The organism is Streptomyces sp. NPDC091682, from assembly GCF_044756625.1.
Taxonomy (GTDB): Bacteria; Actinomycetota; Actinomycetes; order Streptomycetales; family Streptomycetaceae; genus Streptomyces.
On the sequence record NZ_JBIVTH010000009.1, the window covers coordinates 51,610 to 72,164 of the forward strand.

Annotated in this window: 18 protein-coding genes and 5 tRNA genes; 14 read left to right on the plus strand and 9 right to left on the minus strand. The window is 72.5% G+C overall.

Translation table 11 applies throughout. From position 1 onward, the window contains the following. Positions 1 to 10: 10 nt before the first annotated feature. The gene (locus ACIQK6_RS21480) at positions 11 to 640 is read right to left on the minus strand and encodes a 1-acyl-sn-glycerol-3-phosphate acyltransferase (RefSeq protein WP_033222645.1); all 630 of its coding nucleotides are present in this window, start codon (positions 638 to 640) and stop codon (positions 11 to 13) included. A gap of 293 nt (positions 641 to 933) precedes the next feature. Here ACIQK6_RS21480 and ACIQK6_RS21485 point away from each other — a divergent pair, with 293 nt between their 5' ends. From ACIQK6_RS21485 to ACIQK6_RS21495, 3 genes are all read left to right on the plus strand, one after another. Beyond that, a complete protein-coding gene (locus tag ACIQK6_RS21485) occupies positions 934 to 2,118 on the plus strand; it encodes a glycerophosphodiester phosphodiesterase (protein WP_329103892.1) in 1,185 nt (394 codons plus the stop codon). 73 nt (positions 2,119 to 2,191) lie between these two features. Further along, entirely contained in the window at positions 2,192 to 2,752 is a 561-nt protein-coding gene (locus ACIQK6_RS21490; protein WP_329103894.1) for a sigma-70 family RNA polymerase sigma factor, read from the plus strand. Between the two features lie 37 nt (positions 2,753 to 2,789). Then, positions 2,790 to 3,296 (plus strand): GNAT family N-acetyltransferase, encoded by a 507-nt coding sequence (locus tag ACIQK6_RS21495; protein ID WP_329103896.1) that lies wholly within the window; start codon positions 2,790 to 2,792, stop codon positions 3,294 to 3,296. A 7-nt stretch (positions 3,297 to 3,303) separates the two neighbouring features. Here ACIQK6_RS21495 and ACIQK6_RS21500 read toward each other — a convergent pair whose 3' ends face one another. Both ACIQK6_RS21500 and ACIQK6_RS21505 read right to left on the minus strand, forming a co-directional pair. After that, the gene (locus ACIQK6_RS21500) at positions 3,304 to 3,738 is read right to left on the minus strand and encodes a hypothetical protein (protein ID WP_329103898.1); all 435 of its coding nucleotides are present in this window, start codon (positions 3,736 to 3,738) and stop codon (positions 3,304 to 3,306) included. Continuing rightward, the gene (locus ACIQK6_RS21505) at positions 3,731 to 4,099 is read right to left on the minus strand and encodes a hypothetical protein (protein WP_329103900.1); all 369 of its coding nucleotides are present in this window, start codon (positions 4,097 to 4,099) and stop codon (positions 3,731 to 3,733) included. Before ACIQK6_RS21505 ends, ACIQK6_RS21500 begins: the two co-directional genes overlap by 8 nt. A gap of 650 nt (positions 4,100 to 4,749) precedes the next feature. On the opposite strand from ACIQK6_RS21505, the gene ACIQK6_RS21510 reads away from it, so the two are divergent. The 8 genes from ACIQK6_RS21510 (at position 4,750) to ACIQK6_RS21545 (ending at position 15,656) form a co-directional block, all read left to right on the plus strand. Next, the gene (locus tag ACIQK6_RS21510; protein ID WP_329103902.1) at positions 4,750 to 5,796 is read left to right on the plus strand and encodes an ATP-binding cassette domain-containing protein; all 1,047 of its coding nucleotides are present in this window, start codon (positions 4,750 to 4,752) and stop codon (positions 5,794 to 5,796) included. Next, positions 5,793 to 6,461 (plus strand): methionine ABC transporter permease, encoded by a 669-nt coding sequence (locus ACIQK6_RS21515; RefSeq protein WP_329103904.1) that lies wholly within the window; start codon positions 5,793 to 5,795, stop codon positions 6,459 to 6,461. Before ACIQK6_RS21510 ends, ACIQK6_RS21515 begins: the two co-directional genes overlap by 4 nt. A gap of 94 nt (positions 6,462 to 6,555) precedes the next feature. Beyond that, entirely contained in the window at positions 6,556 to 7,422 is an 867-nt protein-coding gene (locus ACIQK6_RS21520) for a MetQ/NlpA family ABC transporter substrate-binding protein (protein WP_329103906.1), read from the plus strand. A gap of 236 nt (positions 7,423 to 7,658) precedes the next feature. Continuing rightward, a complete protein-coding gene (locus ACIQK6_RS21525; protein ID WP_329103908.1) occupies positions 7,659 to 8,348 on the plus strand; it encodes a GNAT family N-acetyltransferase in 690 nt (229 codons plus the stop codon). A gap of 103 nt (positions 8,349 to 8,451) precedes the next feature. Next, positions 8,452 to 9,651 (plus strand): precorrin-6y C5,15-methyltransferase (decarboxylating) subunit CbiE, encoded by a 1,200-nt coding sequence (cbiE, locus tag ACIQK6_RS21530; RefSeq protein ID WP_329103910.1) that lies wholly within the window; start codon positions 8,452 to 8,454, stop codon positions 9,649 to 9,651. A gap of 273 nt (positions 9,652 to 9,924) precedes the next feature. Then, the gene (cobT, locus tag ACIQK6_RS21535; protein ID WP_402695274.1) at positions 9,925 to 13,095 is read left to right on the plus strand and encodes a nicotinate-nucleotide--dimethylbenzimidazole phosphoribosyltransferase; all 3,171 of its coding nucleotides are present in this window, start codon (positions 9,925 to 9,927) and stop codon (positions 13,093 to 13,095) included. A gap of 461 nt (positions 13,096 to 13,556) precedes the next feature. Further along, entirely contained in the window at positions 13,557 to 14,801 is a 1,245-nt protein-coding gene (gene cobA / locus ACIQK6_RS21540; protein WP_329103915.1) for a uroporphyrinogen-III C-methyltransferase, read from the plus strand. Positions 14,802 to 14,843: 42 nt separating this feature from the next. Then, positions 14,844 to 15,656, plus strand: a complete 813-nt coding sequence (locus tag ACIQK6_RS21545) for an RNA methyltransferase (protein ID WP_329103917.1) — start codon at positions 14,844 to 14,846, stop codon at positions 15,654 to 15,656. Positions 15,657 to 15,682: 26 nt separating this feature from the next. Here the strand turns inward: ACIQK6_RS21545 and ACIQK6_RS21550 are convergent, their stop codons facing one another. After that, positions 15,683 to 16,897: a serine/threonine-protein kinase gene (locus ACIQK6_RS21550; RefSeq protein ID WP_402695275.1), complete on the minus strand. Its 1,215-nt coding sequence runs from the start codon at positions 16,895 to 16,897 to the stop codon at positions 15,683 to 15,685. Between the two features lie 551 nt (positions 16,898 to 17,448). On the opposite strand from ACIQK6_RS21550, the gene ACIQK6_RS21555 reads away from it, so the two are divergent. Then, the gene (locus ACIQK6_RS21555) at positions 17,449 to 17,634 is read left to right on the plus strand and encodes a hypothetical protein (protein ID WP_329103921.1); all 186 of its coding nucleotides are present in this window, start codon (positions 17,449 to 17,451) and stop codon (positions 17,632 to 17,634) included. A 302-nt stretch (positions 17,635 to 17,936) separates the two neighbouring features. Here the strand turns inward: ACIQK6_RS21555 and ACIQK6_RS21560 are convergent. The 5 genes from ACIQK6_RS21560 to ACIQK6_RS21580 all read right to left on the minus strand — a co-directional run bounded on the left by ACIQK6_RS21560 (position 17,937) and on the right by ACIQK6_RS21580 (position 18,413). Further along, positions 17,937 to 18,011: transfer RNA gene (locus ACIQK6_RS21560), tRNA-Val, on the minus strand. Between the two features lie 52 nt (positions 18,012 to 18,063). After that, positions 18,064 to 18,135: transfer RNA gene (locus ACIQK6_RS21565), tRNA-Val, on the minus strand. Between the two features lie 19 nt (positions 18,136 to 18,154). Beyond that, positions 18,155 to 18,226: transfer RNA gene (locus ACIQK6_RS21570), tRNA-Val, on the minus strand. Position 18,227: 1 nt separating this feature from the next. Beyond that, a tRNA-Cys gene (locus tag ACIQK6_RS21575) sits at positions 18,228 to 18,301 on the minus strand. A gap of 39 nt (positions 18,302 to 18,340) precedes the next feature. After that, positions 18,341 to 18,413, minus strand: a tRNA-Gly gene (locus ACIQK6_RS21580). Positions 18,414 to 18,593: 180 nt separating this feature from the next. Here ACIQK6_RS21580 and ACIQK6_RS21585 point away from each other — a divergent pair. Continuing rightward, entirely contained in the window at positions 18,594 to 19,679 is a 1,086-nt protein-coding gene (locus ACIQK6_RS21585) for a chorismate-binding protein (protein WP_402695276.1), read from the plus strand. Further along, a complete protein-coding gene (locus tag ACIQK6_RS21590; protein ID WP_329103923.1) occupies positions 19,676 to 20,497 on the plus strand; it encodes an aminodeoxychorismate lyase in 822 nt (273 codons plus the stop codon). Before ACIQK6_RS21585 ends, ACIQK6_RS21590 begins: the two co-directional genes overlap by 4 nt. Positions 20,498 to 20,555: the final 58 nt, after the last annotated feature.

The following is a 20,555-nucleotide window of genomic DNA, read 5'->3' on the forward strand; positions in this document are numbered from 1 at the left end:
GCGGCGCGGGTCAGGCGGCCTTCGCCTTGGTGGCGTACATGTCGACGTACTCCTGGCCCGAGAGGCGCATGACCTCGGCCATCACCGAGTCGGTGACGGCGCGCAGCACGTAGCGGTCGCGGTCCATGCCCTCGTAGCGGGAGAACTCCATCGGCTCGCCGAAGCGGACGGTGACCCGGCCCGGGCGCGGCATGCCGGCGCCGCCCGGCTGGAGCTTGTCGGTGCCGATCATGGCGAACGGCACCACGGGGGCGCCGGTCATCAGGGTGAGGCGGGCGATGCCGGTCCGGCCGCGGTAGAGGCGGCCGTCGGGGGAGCGGGTGCCCTCGGGGTAGATGCCGAAGATCTTGCCCTCTTCGAGGATCCGGCGCCCGGTCATCAGGGCCGCCACGCCGCCGTTGGCCCCGTCACGGTCGACGGGGATCATGCCGGAGCCGCTGAAGAACCAGGCCATGGCGCGGCCCTTGATCCCCTTGCCGGTCACGTACTCGTCCTTGCCGATGAAGTGGACCGTGCGGTCGCACACCAGCGGCAGGATCATGGAGTCGATGAAGGTGAGGTGGTTGCCCGCCAGAATCACCGGTCCGGACCCGGGGATGTTCTCGATGCCCTCCACGCGGGTGCGGAACATCATGCGCATGACCGGTCCGACAGTGGCTTTGATGAGCTTCGTACGGAACAACGTGGGCCCTCCGGCATCGAAAAGCGGTTCGCGCACCCACCACACGGCGGTAGCGCAGGTGAGGACGATACTCGCGGGTCAGCTCCGAGCGCACATCGGGTTCACGTGTCGGATACGCAGTGTTGACGCACGTTTCCGCCACGTTCCCCGGATGTGCCGTCGTCGCACGCCCCGCAGTCACCCCTATTTGCCTACCATCGGCACGCCGATCGCGGGCCGCGACACGGCGATCACGAAGAGGAGTGGCACTCATGACACAGGGTGGGGCAGCGCGGCGCACGGTCCTGGGGGCGGCCGTCCTGGCGGCGGGGACCGGGATCACGGGACTCGCGGCGGGTTCCGCCGCCGCGGACGACGGCTACGGCCACGGCGACGGCCGCGGAAACGGTGACGGGGGCCACCGGGACCTTCCCCACCCGACGGTCATCGGCCATCGCGGAGCCAGCGGGTACCGTCCGGAGCACACGATCGGTTCCTACCAGCTCGCCCTCGACCTGGGCGCCGACGTCATCGAGCAGGACCTCGTCCCGACCAAGGACGGCCACCTGGTGTGCCGCCACGAGAACGAGATCGGCGGGACCACCGACGTCGCCGACCACCCCGAGTTCACCGCGCGGCGCACCACGAAGTCCGTCGACGGGGTCGCCGTCACCGGCTGGTTCACCGAGGACTTCACCCTGGCCGAGCTGAAGACCCTGCGCGCGAAGGAACGCATCCCCGCCGTCCGCCAGCGCAACACGCTCTACGACGGCCAGTGGGCCGTGCCCACCTTCGAAGAGGTGCTCCGCTGGGCCGACCGCGAGGGCAAGCGGCGCGGCAGGCGGGTGTGGCTGCACGTCGAGACCAAGCACCCCAGCTACTTCCGGGGTCTGGGCCTCGGCCTGGAGGAGCCCCTCGCCAAGCTCCTGCGCCGCTACGGGCGCGACGGACGCAGCGCCGCCGTCTTCCTCCAGTCCTTCGAGCCCTCCAGCATCCAGCGGCTCTCCCGGCTGGTCTCCGCGCCCCGCGTGGTCCTGCTCTCCGCGGCCGCCACCCGCCCCTGGGACTTCGAGGTGGCCAAGGACCCGCGCACGGTCGCCGACCTGGTCAAGCCCGAGGGCCTGAAGTGGATCGCCGGCTTCGCCCAGGGCATCGGCCCGACCATGGACCTGATCCTCCCGCGCGACGCGGCCGGCAAGCTCGGCGCCCCGACCACCCTGGTGAAGGACGCCCACGCCCGGGGGCTGTTGCTGCACCCCTACACCGCGCGCAACGAGAACAGCTTCCTGCCCGCCGAGTACCGCAAGGGGACCGACCCCACCGCGTACGGGGACGCCCTCGGTGCCTTCCGGACCTACTTCGAACAGGGCATCGACGGGATCTTCACCGACAACCCGGACACCGGGCTGCTCGCGGCGGAGGCCTTCCGCCCGGGCCGACGCCCCGTCAACCGCTGAGCGCGGCTGCCCGTACGAGTGGGCCGGGCCCGGTGGGGAAACCGTCCGGCCCGGTCCGCTCGTCCCGCCCGGCATGGACCTGCTGAAGGCTGACTACGTCGACAAGCTCGGCCCGCTCCTCTCCGCCGAGGCGGCCGCGGAGGCCCCGGGCACCGGAATGGACGCGGCCGACCTGGAACAAGCCGTCTGGGTCAGGCTGCTGGAGAGCGGCCGGCACGCGCCCGATCCGGCCGAACCCGCGGAGCCGGCGCGGTGGCTGCGCCGGGCGGTCCGGGCGGAGGCCCGCCTGGCCCGGCGCCGGGCCAGGCGGGAAATCCCGTACGGCCACCGCCAGCACCCTGTGGACGGGAGCGCACCGGCCGGCGCAGCCCCCGCGGCCGAGCCCGAAGACGCCCTCCTGCACGGCGAGGAGAACCGCGCACTCCGATCGGCGGTCGCCCGTTTACCCGGCCGCTGTCCCGAGCTGATGAAGGCACTTCTTTCGCCCAGAGACCTCACTTACCGTGAAATCGCAGGAGAGTTGGGTATCTCACAAGGAAGTTTGGGGCCCGTCCGTTCCCGTTGCCTGGGATGTCTGCGCAGAATGCTGGCTGCAGAGGTTGCGGCTCCTGGCCTGCGGGGAAAGGAGCGGTAGACCAACGGGCTACCAGGTGAGCTGGAGGCATGCGCACATGGGCATGAGCGTGACCATTTCGGCGGCGGCTGCCGAGGACGCTGAGCAGATCTTCAAACTGCAGTACCTGGCCTTCCAGCGGGAGGCCGAGCTGTACGGCAACTACCTCATCCAGCCGCTCACCCAGTCCCTGGACTCCCTCAAGGGGGAACTGGCGACGGACACCGTCCTGGTGGCCCGGCTCGGCGACGAGATCGTCGGAACCGTGCGCGGCAACGTCGACGAGGACGGCACCGGCAAGATCGCCAAGCTCTGCGTGCACCCCCGACTGCAGGGTCACGGCCTCGGGGCGCGCCTGCTGCGCGCGGTCGAGGAAGCCCTGGCGGGCCCCGGCCGCACCGCCCGCTTCCGCCTGCACACCGGACACAAGAGCGAGGCGAACCTGCGCCTCTACCGCAAGGCCGGCTACGTCAAGGTCGGCGGCCGCACCGCGTCCGACGGCGTCCAGCTGGTGATCCTGGAGAAGGAAGCCAAGGACCCGACGGACTTCACGGTCAGCGCGTAGCCGCCCCTCAGCGCTTGCGCAGCCAGAGCATCCCGGTGATCGGCAGGATCACCGGGATGAACAGGTAGCCCATCCCGAACTGGGACCACACGGTCGTGTCGGGGAAGGACTCGGGTCGCACCAGGGTCCAGGTCCCCACGGCCAGCACACCGGCCAGCTCGGCGGCGCAGCAGACCAGCGCCGCCCTGCGGGCCTTCTCGCCGCCGCGCACGAGCGAGTACGTGATGAACGCGTAGACCAGCGCGGCCACGGCGGACAACGAGTACGCCAGCGGAGCCCGGTCGAACTCGGTGGAGATCTGGAAGGCCGAGCGGGAGACCGCGCCCACCACCATCACCCCGTACAGCCACACCAGCAGCAGACCGGGCCCGGAGACCAGCCGCCCCCGCCCGGAGGTCGTGGTGGCGGCGCCGGTGGCGTCCGTCCTGTCGGAGTCAGGCACCGGTGGTTCCCCAGATGTCGTAGAGCCGTACTTCGAGGACGGCGAGCACGACGGCGCCGGCGGCCACCGTGATCGATCCCCACTTGGTCCGCTCGCTCAGCGAGAGCACCCCGGCGGCCGGGACCGCGGCGAACGCGCCCACCAGGTAAGCCACGAAGATCACCGTGCCCTCGTCGGGCTTCTCGCCCTGGGCCAGCTTGACCAGGCCGATCACCAGCTGCGCCAGGACCAGCACGGTCACGACGGCCATGCCGATGAAGTGCCAGTCCTTGGTCGGCTGGTCCCGCCATGCGGCGTGGCCGCACCAGGCGGCGAGGGCGAGTGCGGCCACGCCGATGGCGACCGTCAGGGCGTCGAGCATGCAGCGAGGGTATTACGGGCCATAAGACCCGGTGCGCGCACCCCTGTCTCCCGGAAGCCCGCGCACGGCCCGCGCACGGCCCGCGCCGCACCCGCGCTCCACCCGTGCGCCGCACCCGCGCGCTGTCCTCGTGCACGGCGCGGCGACCGTGGTCTTGACCACAGCGGGCCGGGTCGCCGCACTCCGGACCGGGCGGGCCGGACGGCCCCGGCATGCCGCGTCGGCGCAGGTCGGCGGCGGGGACTCGGCCTCGGACGGGAGGGGTGGCCTTGACCGGTGTCGTCCGGTATGTGGTCGAAATGCGTCCGCTATTCGGACGTCTTTGATCGGTCAGGGGATACGTCTGCTTTACTGGGGCCCATGACCACGACGAGCAGCCGCACCCTTGCGACCGAGGCGACGATGACGCCCGGTGCTCGTTGTATGTGTCGAATGTGCGCCTTCTGAGGGCCCCTTCCTGAGCCTCGCGCCCCGAAGCGAGACCAGCCGCGCCACCACGTCACCAGCTGATGAACAGCACGGCTCGCTCCTGCCCCGCGCACGTGTCGACACCGTCATTTTCTGACGGTTCGTCCCGTATCGCGTCCCCAGATTGTTTGCCCCGTGCCGGCAGCCCGCTGCGCCGCGCACTCGACAGCGACGGAAATCCTGTGATCACCACATCAGGCCTCACGAAGGTCTACCAGTCCCGTGGCCGCGAGGTCACCGCCCTGGACGGCGTCGATCTCCACGTCCGCGAGGGCGAGGTCTACGGAGTCATCGGCCAGAGCGGCGCAGGCAAATCCTCCCTGATCCGCTGTGTCAACCTGCTGGAGCGCCCCACCACCGGCACGGTGACCGTGGACGGCGTCGACCTCACCGCCCTCGCCGGCCGCGGCCGCCGCGCGGGCAAGGAGCTCCGCCAGGCCCGCAGCCGCATCGGCATGGTCTTCCAGCACTTCAACCTGCTGTCCTCGCGCACCGTCCAGGCCAACGTCGAGCTGCCCCTGGAGATCCTCGGCATCTCCGGCCGCGAGCGCTCCCGCAAGGCCCTCGAACTCCTCGACCTGGTCGGCCTCGCCGACAAGGCCAAGGCCTACCCGACCCAGCTCTCCGGCGGCCAGAAGCAGCGCGTCGGCATCGCCCGCGCCCTGGCCGGCGATCCCAAGGTGCTGCTGTCCGACGAGGCCACCAGCGCCCTGGACCCCGAGACCACCCGCTCCGTCCTCGGGCTGCTGCGCGACCTCAACCAGCAGCTCGGCCTCACCGTGCTGCTCATCACGCACGAGATGGACGTGGTCAAGACCGTCTGCGACTCGGCCGCCCTGATGAAGAACGGCCGGATCATCGAGTCCGGCACCGTCGCCGAACTCCTCGCCACCCCCGGCTCCGAGCTCGCCGGCGAACTCTTCCCGGTCACCGGCACCGCCACCGGCCCCGACCGCACGGTCGTCGACGTCACCTTCCACGGCGAAGCCGCCGTCCGGCCGGTCATCTCGCAGCTCTCGCGCACGTACAACATCGACATCTCGATCCTCGGCGCCGCGATGGACACCGTCGCGGGCCGGCAGATCGGCCGCATGCGCATCGAACTGCCCGGCGGTTACGAGGACAACGTCGTGCCGGTCGGCTTCCTGCGCGAGCAGGGCCTCCAGGTCGACGTCATCGACGAGATCGACAACGAACTGGCCGAGCTGGTCAAGGACGGTGCCAAGTGACCTGGTCCGAAATGCAGCCCCTGCTCACCCAGGGCACCTACGACACCCTCTACATGGTGCTGTGGTCCACCCTGGTGACCGTGCTCGGCGGCCTGCCCATCGGCATCCTGCTGGTCCTCACCGACAAGGGCGGCCTCCTGCAGAACCAGCCGCTCAACAAGGTCCTCGGCGTGATCGTGAACATAGGCCGCTCGCTGCCGTTCATCATCCTGCTGATCTTCCTGATCCCGGTCACCACGGCGGTCGTCGGCACCTTCATCGGCCCCACCGCCATGATCGTCCCGCTCGCCATCGGCGCCGTCCCCTTCTTCGCCCGGCTCGTCGAGACCGCCGTCCGCGAGGTGGACCACGGTCTCATCGAGGCCGTCGAGTCCATGGGCGGCGGCATCCCCACCCTGGTCGGCAAGGTGCTCCTCCCGCAGGCCCTGCCCTCCCTGGTCGCCGGTGTCACCACCACCGTCATCACCCTTGTCGGCTACTCGGCCATGGCCGGCGCCGTCGGCGGCGAAGGACTGGGCTCCAAGGCCATCACCTACGGCTTCCAGCGCTTCGAGACCGGCTTCATGATCGCCACCGTCGTGGTCCTGATCGCCCTCGTCACGGTGATCCAGCTGCTCGGCGACGGGGCGGTCCGCCTCCTCGCCCGCCGCGGCAGGGCCGCCTGAAAAGACTTTCCCCCCAACAGAGCCCGCACTTGTCGTGCTTGGGCCGCCACCCCAGCAAGTCATCCGTACTTGTTCAGCAAGAAAGGCACTCTTCGTGCGTAAGAACATCAAGCTCACCGCCCTCGCCGCCACGGCCACCGCGCTCGCCCTCGGCCTCACCGCCTGCGGCAGCTCCTCGGACCCGTCGTCGGCGAAGGCCGACGGCGGCAAGGCCGACGAGAGCAAGCCCCTCGTCATAGCCGCCTCCCCGAGCCCCCACGCCGACGTCCTGAACTTCGTCAAGGACAAGCTCGCGGCCAAGGAAGGCCTCAAGCTGGAGGTCAAGGAGTTCACGGACTACGTCCTGCCGAACACCGCCACCGAGCAGGGCCAGGTCGACGGCAACTACTTCCAGCACAAGCCGTACCTCGACGACTTCAACAAGAAGAACAACACCCACGTCGTGCCCGTCGCGAACGTGCACCTGGAGCCCCTCGGCCTCTACTCCAAGAAGATCAAGGCCATCGGTGACATCAAGGCCGGCCAGACCATCGCCGTCCCCAACGACACCACCAACGAGGGCCGCGCGCTCCAGCTGCTCGCCGCCAACAACCTGATCACCCTCAAGGAGGGTGTCGGCACCAGCGCCAAGCTGTCCGACATCACCGACAAGAAGGGCCTGGAGTTCAAGGAGCTGGAGGCCGCCACGGTCCCGCGCGCCCTGAACGACGTGGACGCCGCGGTCATCAACGGCAACTACGCCCTCGAGGCCAAGCTCTCGCCCGCCAAGGACGCGCTGATCCTCGAGAAGGCCGAGGGCAACCCCTACGCCAACTTCCTCGCGGTCAAGGACGGCAACCAGAACGACCCGCGGATCCAGAAGCTGGCCAAGCTGCTGAACTCCGACGAGGTCAAGAAGTTCATCGAGGAGAAGTACCAGGGCTCGGTCATTCCGGCCTTCGGCGCCCCGGCCGCTTCCTGAACCGGTATCTCCTGATCCGGTTCCTCCCGAACCGGTCATGAATCTCGGCCCCGCACGCACCTGACGGCGCGCGGGGCCGAGCTCTGCCCGCTTCCGGGCAACCCGACCCTGCACATCACCCGGTCGATGCTGCATGCTGTGGCCTACGAACCGCACGCACGGTCCCGCACGAACGGTCCCGCACCGCGGTCGCATCGCACCACGGTCGCACCACGGTCTCAGGCATGGAGCTGCGCATGACTACCACCTTCCCGGACGTCACCATCAGCACGGACCGGCTGGTGCTGCGCCCCTTCGAGGAAGAGGACGTCACCGCGCTGACCGAGATGATGAACGACGAGCACGTCACCGCCTGGACCGGTGTGCCCCACCCCTACACCCGCGCCGAAGCGCACGCCTGGGCCACCCGGCACTCCCACGCGGAACGCACCGAGGGCCGCGGCATCGTCTTCGCCGTCACCGAGTTCCTCACCCAGCGCCTCGTCGGCATCGTGCACCTCCAGGGCACCAACTGGCACACCCGCGCCACCGAGGTCGGCTACGTCACCGCCCCCTGGGCCCGCGGCGAGGGCTACGCCAGCGAGTCCGTCCTGGCAGTCGCCCAATGGCTCTTCCGCGCCCAGGGGTTCGAGCGGCTCGAACTGCGCACCGCCGCCGACAACACCGCCTCGCAGCAGGTGGCCCAGAAGATCGGCTGCATCAGCGAGGGCGTCCTGCGCAACGCGTGGATAGTGCGGACGCAGACGGTCGACGGCGGTTGGGTCGACACCCGCACCGACCTCATCGTCTGGAGCCTGGTCCCCGAAGACCTCGACGAGGTCGACGGCTACGACAGCTACGGCAGCTACGACGGATACGCCCGCAGCACCGCCTTCCCGCACCGGGCCGACGCGAACGGCCACCCCGTCGGCGCCGACTGGAACTGAACTGATGACCGGGTAGTCTCACCGTGCCCGCCCCGACGAAACTTCGCCCGCCCCCCGGCTACCGCTGGGCGGTGCCCCCTGCCAGACCAGGAGACTGACGACGATGGCCGACCGGGTCACGGTGATCGGCTGGGACGGTTCGCCCCTGACCGCGGGCGCCCGGTCCGCGCTCTCCGCCGCCACCCTCGTGGCCGGCGCCGCGCACCACCTCGCCCTCCCCGAAGTACCGCCCACCGCGGAGCGCATCCGCCTGGGCAGTGTCGGCCTCGCCGCACGCCGCATCGCCGGCCACCGCGGCACCGCGGTGGTCTTCGCCGACGGGGACCCGGGCTTCTTCGGCGCCGTACGCGTCCTGCGCGCCCCGGAGCACGGCCTGGAGGTCGAGGTGTTCCCGGCCGTGTCCTCCGTGGCCGCCGCCTTCGCCCGCGCCGGCATGCCCTGGGACGACGCGCAGGTGGTCGTCGCCCACCCCCGCACCCTGCGCCGCGCGGTCAACGTCTGCCGCGCCCACGCCAAGGTCGCCGTCCTCACCTCACCCGGCGCCGGCCCCGCGGAACTCGCACTGCTCCTCGAAGGAGTGCACCGCACCTTCGTCGTCTGCGAGGAACTCGGCACGGACCGGGAGCAGGTGAGCGTCCTCACCTCCGACAAGGCCGCCGACCACAGCTGGCGCGACCCGAACGTCGTCATCGTCATCGGGGGCGGGGGACCGGCCCCCGCCGAGGCGGGCTGGCTCCTCGGCCAGAGCACCGCCCGGTCCGTCGACCGCGGCTGGGCCGGGCCGCAGGCCGACGCGGGAGAAGGCGAGTCCGCCCAGCTCCGCGCGGCCCAACTCGCCCGGCTCGGCCCGCGCACCGGCGACCTCCTCTGGGACATCGGCGCCGGATCCGGCGGCGTGGCCGTGGATTCGGCCGCCCTCGGCGCCGCCGTCATCGCGGTGGACGCCGACCCGGCCGCCTGCGACCGCGTAACTGCCGCCGCCCGCGAGCGCGGAGTGCAGCTGCAGGCCGTCGCCGGGCGGGCGCCGCAGGTACTGGAGAACCTGCCCGAGCCCGATGTCGTCCGCGTCGGCGGTGGCGGCGCCGCCGTTGTCGCGGCCGTCGCCGAACGCCGTCCCGAACGGATCGTCAGCCACGCCTCCACCCGCGACGAGGCGGAGGCGATCGGCAGGGCACTCACCGAACACGGTTACGCCGTCGAGTGCGCGCTGCTCCAGTCCGTCGCCCTGGACACCCGGACCTGGGCCGAACAGGACCGTTCCGTGGTGTTCCTCCTGGCAGCGCAACGCCCCGCCACGCGCTGAGCCGAGGGCCGGGGTAGGCTGGCCGATCGTCGTACCGCTTCGGACCATTCGGGCATCGCGACACCACCGGGACGCGCGACGTGGCGCAGTCCACAGAGGACCGTGACGGTTATGGCCGTCACGGTGGCCGACGGGCGCGACAATGCTTACTGGTTGTCGTGCAGGCGCATGCGAGACGAGCTCGTCGCACCGCAACCCCGCAGGCAAACCGCTCGGCGGCCTCGTGGGCGACCGGGCGATCGAAGAGGCAACACCGATGGGCGAGGGGTAAGCATGACTGACACCGGCCAGGTCCCGGGCGAGGGTCTCCCGGACAGTGCGGGCATGGTGGATCAGCAGAGCGTCCCCGCTCCGGTCCAGATCCCGGCACCGATTCCCGCTGGCTACGCCTTCCAGGACCTCATGGACAACCCGGCCGAGCCGGAGGACGAGGAACTGCTGCTGATGCCGAGCGGCCAGGGTGCGTGGAGCGACCCGCAGGTCGTCCCGCAGGCCCCCGCCTTCCCCGCCGCGCCCCAGCTCGGCGAGGTACAGATGTACCCGGACCCGTCCTACGCCGCCGAGCCCGCCTACCCCGAGGCCCCGGTCGCGTACACCGAGTTCCCCCCGCCCGTGTTCCCCGACGGCGGCTACAGCGCGGGCGCGCACGAGACGGGCGGCCGTGACTCCGGCGCGCTCGACCTCGGCGGGCTCGTCGTACCGCCCCCGGCGGTCCCCGTCGCCCCGGCGGCCCCCGTCCGGCGCCCCCTGCACATGGGTCCGCCCGTGCCCGAGGCCAACGGCGGAGTCGTACGCTCCCTCGCCGACCGGGGCCCGGCCGCCGCGCCCGCCCAGGCCGTCCCCATGGCCGCCGTGAGCACCCCGTCGGCGCCCCTCCCGCTGCGCCAGGCAGGACCTCCGACCACGGGACCCGAGTACCTGGACGTCCCGCGCGCCGAGGCCGCCCCGGTCCCCGCGGCCCAGCCGGGCGAGATCCCGCCGCAGGCCGGTGCGCCGTGGACGCCGGAGCCGGTGGCGGAGCCCGCCCCGGCACCCGCCGAGGCCGTGGCGCAGCCCGTGGAGCCGGAGCCCGTCCCGGCCCTCGCGGAACCGGCGGTCCAGCCCGAGCCGGTGGCGGCCGAGCCGCTGCAGCCGGAGCCCGTCGCGGTCGAGCCGGAGCCCGTCGCCGTCGTCGAGCCGGAGCCGGAGCCGGTCGTGGTCGTCCCGGAGCCCGTCGCCGTCCAGCCGGAGCCGGTCGTGGCGGAGCCGGCCGAGGCCGCGGCCGGGGAGCCCCAGGCCCAGCCCGAGCCGGTGGCCGCCGTGGTGCCCGAGCCGGTCCAGCCGGAGCCCGTTGCCGAGGTCCAGCCCGCGGCCGAGCCGGAGCCGGTGGTCCCGGCCGAGCCGATCGCGGCCCCGCCGGTTGCGGTGGAGCCGCAGGCCGAGCCGGTGGCCCCCGTCGAGCCGGTGGCCGCCGTGGTGCCCGAGCCGGTCCAGCCGGAGCCGGGCGCCGAGGCGCAGCCGGCACCGGAGCCCGAGTCCGAGCCGCAGCCCGAGTCCGTGCCCGAGCCGGCGGCCGTGGAGCCGCAGCCCGAACCCGAGTCCGCGCCCCAGCCCGACCCGGTGGCCCAGCCCACCCCGGTGGCCCAGGCCGAGCCGGTGGCCGTGGAGCCCCGGCCCGAGGAGGCCGCCCCGGCCGAGCCCGCAGCCGCGGAATCCGCCGAGCCCGCCGCGGGCGAGGCGGCCCCCGGCTACGCCGACGCCGAGCGCGAGGCCGTCCTGCGCGTCATGCGCGAGCGCCGCGACATCCGCAAGGGCTTCCGGACCGACCCGATCCCGCACGAGGTGCTGCTCCGCGTCCTGGAGGCGGCCCACACCGCCCCCAGCGTCGGCCACTCGCAGCCGTGGGACTTCGTCGTCATCCGCTCCGCCGAGACCCGCCGCACGATGCACGAGCTCGCCCAGCGCCAGCGCGAGGCGTACGCGAAGTCGCTGCCCAAGGGCCGGGCGAAGCAGTTCAAGGAACTCAAGATCGAGGCCATCCTCGACACCCCGGTGAACATCGTCGTCACCGCCGACCCCACCCGGGGCGGACGCCACACCCTCGGCCGGCACACCCAGCCGCAGATGGCCCCGTACTCCTCGGCCCTCGCCGTCGAAAACCTCTGGCTCGCCGCGCGCGCCGAAGGCCTCGGGGTCGGCTGGGTCAGCTTCTTCGACGAGCGCGAGATGGTCCGCGAGCTGGGCCTGCCCGAGCACCTCGAGGTCGTCGCCTACCTCTGCGTCGGCTACGTCGACGAGTTCCCCGAGGAGCCCGAGCTGGCCCAGGCCGGCTGGTCGCAGCGCCGCCCGCTCTCCTGGGTGGTCCACGAGGAGACCTACGGCCGCCGCGCGCTGCCCGGTGAGGAGCCGCACGACCTGCTCTCGGAGACGGTCGCCAGCATCCGTCCGCTCGACGCGAAGGCCCTGGGCGAGGCCTGGGAGCGCCAGAAGCGCATGACCAAGCCCGCAGGGGCCCTGGGCATGCTGGAGATCATCTCCGCCCAGCTGTCCGGCCTCTCCCGGGTCTGCCCGCCGCCGATCCCGGAGCCGGCCGCGGTCGCGATCTTCGCCGGTGACCACGGCGTGCACGCCCAGGGCGTCACCCCGTGGCCGCAGGAGGTCACCACCCAGATGGTGGCCAACTTCCTTGGCGGCGGAGCGGTCTGCAACGCCTTCGCCAACCAGGTCGGCGCCGAGGTCTGCGTGATCGACGTCGGCGTCGCGGGCGACCTCCCCGCCACCCCCGGCCTCCTGCCCCGCAAGGTCCGCCCCGGCACGGCCGACCTCTCCACCGGCCCGGCGATGACCCGCGAGGAAGCCGTCGCGGCCATCGAGGTCGGCATCGAGACGGCCCGCGACCTGGTGGCGGCCGGCAACAAGGCCCTCCTCACCGGCGAGATGGGCATCGCCAACACCACGGTCTCGGCGGCCCTGATCTCCGTCTTCACCGGCGTGGACCCGGCCGAGGTCACGGGCCGCGGCACGGGCATCAACGACGAGACGCACGCCCGCAAGGTCGAGGTCGTCCGCCGCGCCCTGGAGCTCCACCAGCCCGACCCGGCGGACCCGATCGGCGTCCTGGCGGCCATCGGCGGCCTGGAGCACGCGGCCATCGTCGGCCTGCTCCTCGGCGGTGCGTCGCTGCGCACCCCGGTGATCCTGGACGGCGTCAGCGCCGGAGCCGCCGCCCTGGTGGCCCGCGCCATCGCCCCCGAGTCCCTGTCGGCCTGCATCGCGGGCCACCGCAGCGCCGAGCCGGGCCACGTCGCCGCGCTCAACAAGCTGGGCCTGCGCCCGCTGGTCGACCTGGACCTCCGCCTCGGCGAGGGCACGGGCGCCCTGCTCGCCCTCCCCCTGGTCCAGAGCGCGGCCCGCGCGATGCACGAGGTCGCCACGTTCGACTCGGCGGGCGTGACGGAGAAGTAGCCCCGGTCTCCCGGGGCTCCGCCCCGGACCCCGCGCCTCAATCGCCGGCGGGGCTGATTCAGCCCGGCGATCGGATCTGCCGTGGGGCGGGGACACTCCGGGACGTCCCCGCAGGCCGAGCGAACCCACCGCCGGTCGGCAGGCCGGTCCGGCTCGGGGTTCGCGAGCCGAGGAGACGTCCCGGAGGGGCACCGTCCCACCGCGAAGCCGTCCCACAGCCCCGCCGGCGTGTGAGGCGCAGGGCCCGGGGCGGAGCCCCGATCCGTGACCGGCACCCACGCACGACACGAGGCCGACCCCGCACATCGGGCCCGGCGGGAGCCAGGCGCAGCCCCGTCCGCGCCTCGGGACGGCCCGCGCCGTATGGTGGACCCGCACCAAGAATCCGCACGTCAGCACACCGCCGCTCCAGAGCCGCAGCGGCACGACAGAACGACCGCCGCACCAGGAGCCGCACCGCCATGGCCGAAACCCCCGCCTACCCCGTCGGTCTCCGACTCGCCGGCCGCCGCGTCGTCGTCATCGGCGGCGGACAGGTCGCGCAGCGCCGCCTTCCCGCACTCATCGCGGCCGGCGCCGACGTCCTGCTCATCTCGCCCTCCGCCACCCCCTCCGTGGACGCGATGGCCGAGACCGGCGAGATCCGTTGGGAGCGCCGCCGCTACCGGGACGGTGACCTCGCCGACGCCTGGTACGCGCTGATCGCCACCCAGAACCGCGAGGACAACGAGCGCGCCTCCGCCGAGGCCGAGCGCGAGCGCGTCTGGTGCGTCCGCGCCGACGACGCCTCCGCCGCCACCGCCTGGACCCCCGCGACCGGCCGCGTCGAGGGGGTCACCGTCGCCGTGCTGACCGGCAACGACCCCCGCCGCTCCGCGGCCGTGCGCGACGCCGTCGTGGAGGGCCTGCGCGACGGCACCCTCACCGCCCCGGCCCACCGGCACAAGGCCACCCCCGGCGTGGCCCTCGTCGGCGGCGGCCCGGGCGACCCGGACCTGATCACCGTGCGCGGCCGCCGCCTCCTCGCCGAGGCCGACGTGGTCATCGCCGACCGGCTCGGCCCCCGCGACCTGCTCGACGAGCTTCCGCCGCACGTCGAGGTCATCGACGCCGCGAAGATCCCGTACGGCCGGTTCATGGCCCAGGAGGCCATCAACAACGCCCTGATCGAGCACGCCCGGGCCGGCAAGGCCGTGGTCCGGCTCAAGGGCGGCGACCCGTACGTCTTCGGCCGCGGCATGGAGGAGCTCCAGGCCCTCGCCGAGGTCGGCATCCCCTGCACCGTCGTCCCCGGCATCTCCAGCTCCATCTCGGTGCCCGGCGCCGTCGGCATCCCGGTCACCCACCGCGGTGTGGCGCACGAGTTCACCGTGGTCAGCGGCCACGTCGGCCCCGACGACGCGCGCTCGCTCGTGGACTGGGCCTCCCTCGCCAAGCTCACCGGCACCCTGGTGATCCTGATGGGCGTCGACAAGATCGGCCTGATCGCCGAGGCGCTCGTGCGCCACGGCCGCTCCGCGGACACCCCTGTCGCGGTGATCCAGGAGGGCACCACCGCCACCCAGCGCCGGGTGGACGCCACCTTGGCCACGGTCGGCGAGACCGTGCGCGCCGAAGAGGTCCGTCCGCCGGCCGTCATCGTCATCGGGGAGGTCGTCCGCGTCAACGGCCCGGGCGACCCCACCCCGCCCACCACCAGCGCCTGACAGGCCGTTGGCACCACACCCAGGACAAGGCAGTATCACCCTGTGGCTGATCTCATCACCGTCAACGACCCCGACGACCCGCGCCTGCGCGACTACACGGGCCTGACCGACGTCGAACTCCGGCGCAGGCGCGAGCCCGCGGAAGGCCTCTTCATCGCCGAGGGCGAGAAGGTCATCAGACGCGCCAAGGACGCCGGGTACGAGATGCGCTCGATGCTGCTCTCCGCCAAGTGGGTCGACGTCATGCGCGACGTCATCGACGAACTCCCGGCCCCGGTCTACGCCGTGACCCCCGAGCTCGCCGAGCGCGTCACCGGCTACCACGTGCACCGCGGGGCCCTGGCCTCCATGCAGCGCAAGCCGCTGCCCACGGCCGAGGAACTGCTCTCCACGACCCGCCGCGTGGTCGTCATGGAAGCGGTCAACGACCACACCAACATCGGAGCCATCTTCCGCAGCGCCGCCGCCCTCGGCATGGACGCGGTGCTGTTGTCGCCCGACTGCGCGGACCCGCTCTACCGCCGCTCGGTGAAGGTCTCCATGGGAGCGGTGTTCTCCGTCCCCTACGCCCGCCTCGAGGCCTGGCCGAAGAGCCTGGACTCGGTGCGCGAGGCGGGCTTCAAGCTGCTCGCCCTCACCCCGCACGAGAAGGCCACGGCGATCGACGTGGCCGCGCCGCAGTCCCTGGAACGGGTCGCGCTGATGCTCGGTGCCGAGGGCGACGGCCTGTCCACGCCCGCGCTGGTCGCCGCTGACGAGTGGGTGCGCATCCCCATGGCCCACGGCGTGGACTCGCTGAACGTGGGCGCGGCGGCCGCGGTCGCCTTCTACGCGGTGGCCCAGGGCCGCGCCTGACCGGGCACGACCGGGCATGACCGGGCCTAGAGCTTCTGGGCCGCCGCGATGCCCAGCGCCACGATCAGCGTCACCACGACGAACACGATCAGCCGCTGGCGCATCAGCTTCGGATCCGGCCGCGAGGGGCGCCGTCCCGTCCCCGTCGTCCTGGGGGCCGGACGGCCGCCCGTACGCCCCGAGGTCGGCCGGGAGGTCGGCCCGCTGGGGTGCTGCGGGTTGCGGGAGGACGAGGGCCGCGAGTGCGGACCGCTCGGCGGGCCGCCCTGTGCCCGGGGCGCGGTGGAGCCGCCCGTACGGCGCTCCGTACGCCGGCCGGGGTACTCCTCGGCCACGCCGATCCGCTCGGCCTCGGGCAGCCGTCCGGTCGGCCGCTCGGCCCGGGCCCGCTGGGCCGGCGGACGCCCGTCGGAGAGCCCCTGCGCCTCGCGGGCCGCGATCTCCTTGAGCCGCATCGACAGCTGGAGCGTGCTGGGCCGCTCCTCGGGGTCCTTGGCGAGGCAGGCCCGCACCAGGGGCGCCAGAGCGTCCGGCACGCCCTGGAGGTGCGGCTCCTCGTGCACCACGCGGTACAGCATGACCTCGGAACTGCCGTGCCCGAAGGGCGAGTCGGCGGTGGCCGCGTAGGCCAGGGTGGCGCCCAGGGCGAAGACGTCGGTGGCCGGGGTGACGGCGGCGCCGCGCACCTGCTCGGGTGCGAGGAACCCGGGGGAGCCGACGGCCGTACCCACATGGGTGAGGGTGCTCGCCCCGGTGGCCCAGGCGATGCCGAAGTCGATGATCCGGGGGCCCTTGGGCGACAGCAGGATGTTCGAGGGCTTGAGGTCGCGGTGCACGACCCCCGCCTCGTGGACGGCTACCAGGCCCTCGGAGAGCGCGGCGCCCACGGCGGCGATCTGCGCAGCCGTCAGGGGGCCTTCCTCGGCCACCTTGTCGTGCAGCGAGGGACCGGGCACGTACTGGGTCGCGAACCAGGGGCGCTCGGCCTCCAGGTCGGCGGCCACCAGGCGTGCGGTGCACCCGCCCCGGATCCGCCGGGCGGCGGACACCTCGCGGGCGAACCGCGAGCGGAACTCCTGGTCCTCGGCCAGATCCGGCCGGATGACCTTGAGCGCGACGCGCTGCCCCCGCCGGTCCGACCCCAGGTAGACCACGCCCATGCCGCCGGCGCCGAGCCGCCGGTGCAGTCTGAACGAGCCGACGACACGCGGGTCCTCGCGCCGGAGCCGCATCATCGCCATGTCCACCCCGCTGACCGGTCGTCCTGTTGACGTGGCACAGCTTACGGACCATCCGGCATGCGTGCTCAGAGGCCGCGCCCTCGCCGGGGGATTCGGTTGTCAGTGCGCCACAGCACACGTGAGGGGGCGTCGGCGCTGCGGTCCGGGAGCGCTCCCGGGGTGGCCCACGGGGCCAAGCAGCCCTCGCGCCAAGGGGATTGGCGCCCGGGAGCGGGGTCGGACCCGCTGCGGCGCGTCCGTGGGCGGCTCCCGGCCGAGTCGATCTTGTCGGGGCTCGGTGGGCGGACACGCGGCGACAGGTGGTGACGGAAGTGAGCGAAGTCACTACCCTCCGGTCATCCCCTCCGGGAAGACCCCCATAGCGGCGGAGCGGTCTCCACCCAGGGGAGTACGCGGGAGGGGCCCCGTCATCCTCCTGGAGGCCCGGCAATGGGTACGAGGGCATGAGGTCAGGAGCCGCCCACCGGCCTAGTGTTGAAGACAAGCGGCGGGTGGCGCACTCGTCCCCCGAGGTCACGAGCCCGCCGCTGCCAGACGACAGGGAGAGGACCATGGCGGACGTCGCACGGCAGGGACGCAAGGCATTCGCGTTCAACGGCCACGAGTCCGGTACCCGCCACCCCCTGGTGGCCGCGGCCATGGTGCTCCCCCTGGCCGCCCTGTTGCTCTTCCTCTTCGGAGGGTTCGAGCAGCTGGCGGCGCAGGCGTCGTCCGTAGGTGTGATGCTGGGGCGCTGAGCGGCGCCCCCGGTCCGGAAGAGCGGTCCGGACCGGGACATCGGCCTGTCGAACCCCGTGGGGACGGGGGAGCGGCGGACGGACGGCAGGTGAAGGGTGCTGCCCGTACGACTGGGGAGTCGGACGGGCAGCACCCTTTTTCATGTGCCCCGGCGCTTCGTGCTCCCGTGCCTTCGTGTTCCCGTGCCGCCGTGCTCCTGTGCCTTCCGTGCGCTGCATGCTCCCGGGCCGTCCGCGTGCCCGGCCCACCCGTGCGGGGGAACGCGAAAGCCCCGACCGTGAAGACGGTCGGGGCTTTCAGGTGGTGCGCGATACTGGGATTGAACCAGTGACCTCTTCCGTGTCAGGGAAGCGCTCTCCCGCTGAGCTAATCGCGCGGGCTCCGCAGCTCGAAAGCCGCAGGTGCAACAAGGTGGTGCAGGTGCTGCGTGCGCGATACTGGGATTGAACCAGTGACCTCTTCCGTGTCAGGGAAGCGCTCTCCCGCTGAGCTAATCGCGCGGGGATCCTTGCGGATCAGTGGACGATACTGGGATTGAACCAGTGACCTCTTCCGTGTCAGGGAAGCGCTCTCCCGCTGAGCTAATCGTCCTTGGAGGTGGAGACGGGATTTGAACCCGTGTAGACGGCTTTGCAGGCCGTTGCCTCGCCTCTCGGCCACTCCACCATGGAGCTGCAGGGGTTCTCGGGAAGATCCCCCACTTCGAGCGGACGACGAGACTCGAACTCGCGACATCCACCTTGGCAAGGTGGTGCTCTACCAACTGAGCTACGTCCGCAGGTCACCGTGTTCGCTCCGGGGTTTTTCCCCTTCGCTCCCTGGCGACGTGTTGAACTCTAGCGGATTACCGGGCCAGCTCAAAAACGCGTTTCCGCAGCGTGCTGCCGCTCGATCACCACAGGTCACCCCGTCGTCACCGCACCGGCGCCGTGTCGTCACCGGTCATAGACTCGCAGCCGTGCACGACCTGCCTCCCATGGCCCGCTTCGGCGGCCTCCTCGCGACCGACCTCCGAGACGTCACCAGCGATCCCGCCGCCCTCGACTCCACCGGCTTCTGGGCGGTGTCCGCCGACTTCGAAGGGCGGCTCGTCTGTGCGCGCTTCGGCGACGTACGCCGCGAGCCGGTCCCCGCGCCCGTTCCGGGCGCCTGGCGCGGACCCGACGCCGACCGGTGGACCTCCTCCCTCGACCGCGCCGCGTACGTGGCCGGCGTACGGCGCGTCCGGGAACACATCGCCGCCGGCGAGGTCTACCAGGCCAACCTCTGCCGGGTGATGTCCGCGCCGCTGCCCCACCCCGACCGCGCCGACGTCGACGCCCTCACCGCACTCCTCGCGCGCGGCAACCCCGCCCCCTTCGCAGGAACGATTCGCCTGGCCGCCCACGGCGTCGAGATCGCCACCGCCTCGCCCGAGCTGTTCCTGCGCCGGTCCGGCCGGCACATCGAGTCCGGCCCCATCAAGGGGACCGGCCGCACCGTCGACGACCTGCTCCCCAAGGACCACGCCGAGAACGTGATGATCGTGGACCTCGTGCGCAACGACCTCGGCCGGGTCTGCGCGACGGGCTCCGTCGCCGTCCCCGAACTGTGCGCCGTCGAGGAGCACCCGGGCCTCGTCCACCTCGTCTCCATCGTGAGCGGCGAACTCGCCGACGGCGCCGGCTGGCCCGAGCTGCTCGCCGCCACCTTCCCGCCCGGTTCCGTCACGGGCGCCCCGAAGTCCTCCGCCCTGCGGATCATCGAAGCCCTGGAAACCGTCCCGCGCGGCCCCTACTGCGGAGGCATCGGCTGGGTGGACGCGGACCGGCGCACCGCCGAGCTCGCCGTCGGCATCCGTACCTTCTGGATCGACCGCGAAGCCGCCGGCGGCCCCCGACTGCTCTTCGGCACCGGAGCGGGCATCACCTGGGGCTCCGACCCCGACCGCGAGTGGGCGGAGACCGAACTCAAAGCCGCCCGGCTCCTGCGCGTGGCCATGGGCCACGAGGTGAGCGGTGGTACGCAGGGGACGAACGACACGATCGGAAGGACCGCACCATGAAGATCTGGCTCGACGGAGCCCTGACCGAGGTCGACAGCGCGAAGGTGTCCGTCTTCGACCACGGTCTGACCGTGGGCGACGGCGTCTTCGAGACGCTGAAGGCCGAGCGCGGCCGCGCCTTCGCGCTCACCCGGCACCTGGAACGGCTCACCCGCTCGGCCCGGGGCCTGGGCCTGCCGGACCCCGACCTCGACGAGGTCCGCCGCGCCTGCGCCGCCGTACTGGAGGCCAACCCGCTGGAGCACGGCCGGCTGCGCATCACCTACACCGGCGGGGTCTCCCCGCTCGGCTCCGACCGGGGGGACGCCGGGACCACCCTGATCGCCGCCGTCGCGGACTCCCCCCGCCGCCCGGACACCACCGCCGTCGTCACGGTGCCCTGGGTCCGCAACGAGCGTTCCGCCGTGGCCGGGCTGAAGACCACCTCGTACGCCGAGAACGTGGTCGCCCTCGCCGCCGCGCACCGCGCCGGGGCCTCCGAAGCGCTCCTCGCCAACACCCTCGGCCGGCTCTGCGAGGGAACCGGCTCCAACGTGTTCGTCGTACTGGACGGGGAACTGCACACCCCGCCGCTCGAATCCGGCTGCCTGGCGGGCATCACCCGGGCCCTGATCGTCGACTGGGCCGGCGCCAAGGAGACCGACCTGCCCTTCGAGGTGCTGGAGCGGGCCGAGGAGGTCTTCGTGACCTCCTCGCTGCGCGATGCCCAGGCGGTGCTGCGGATCGACGACCGCGAGCTGGGAGCTGCGCCCGGACCGGTCACGGCCGAGGTGATGCGGATCTTCGAGGTGAAGGCGGCCGCGGACATCGACCCGTAACGGGCGCCCGGCGGCCAGGAGGGCTGTCGCGGCGGCCGCGGGGCGGGTAGAACTCAAG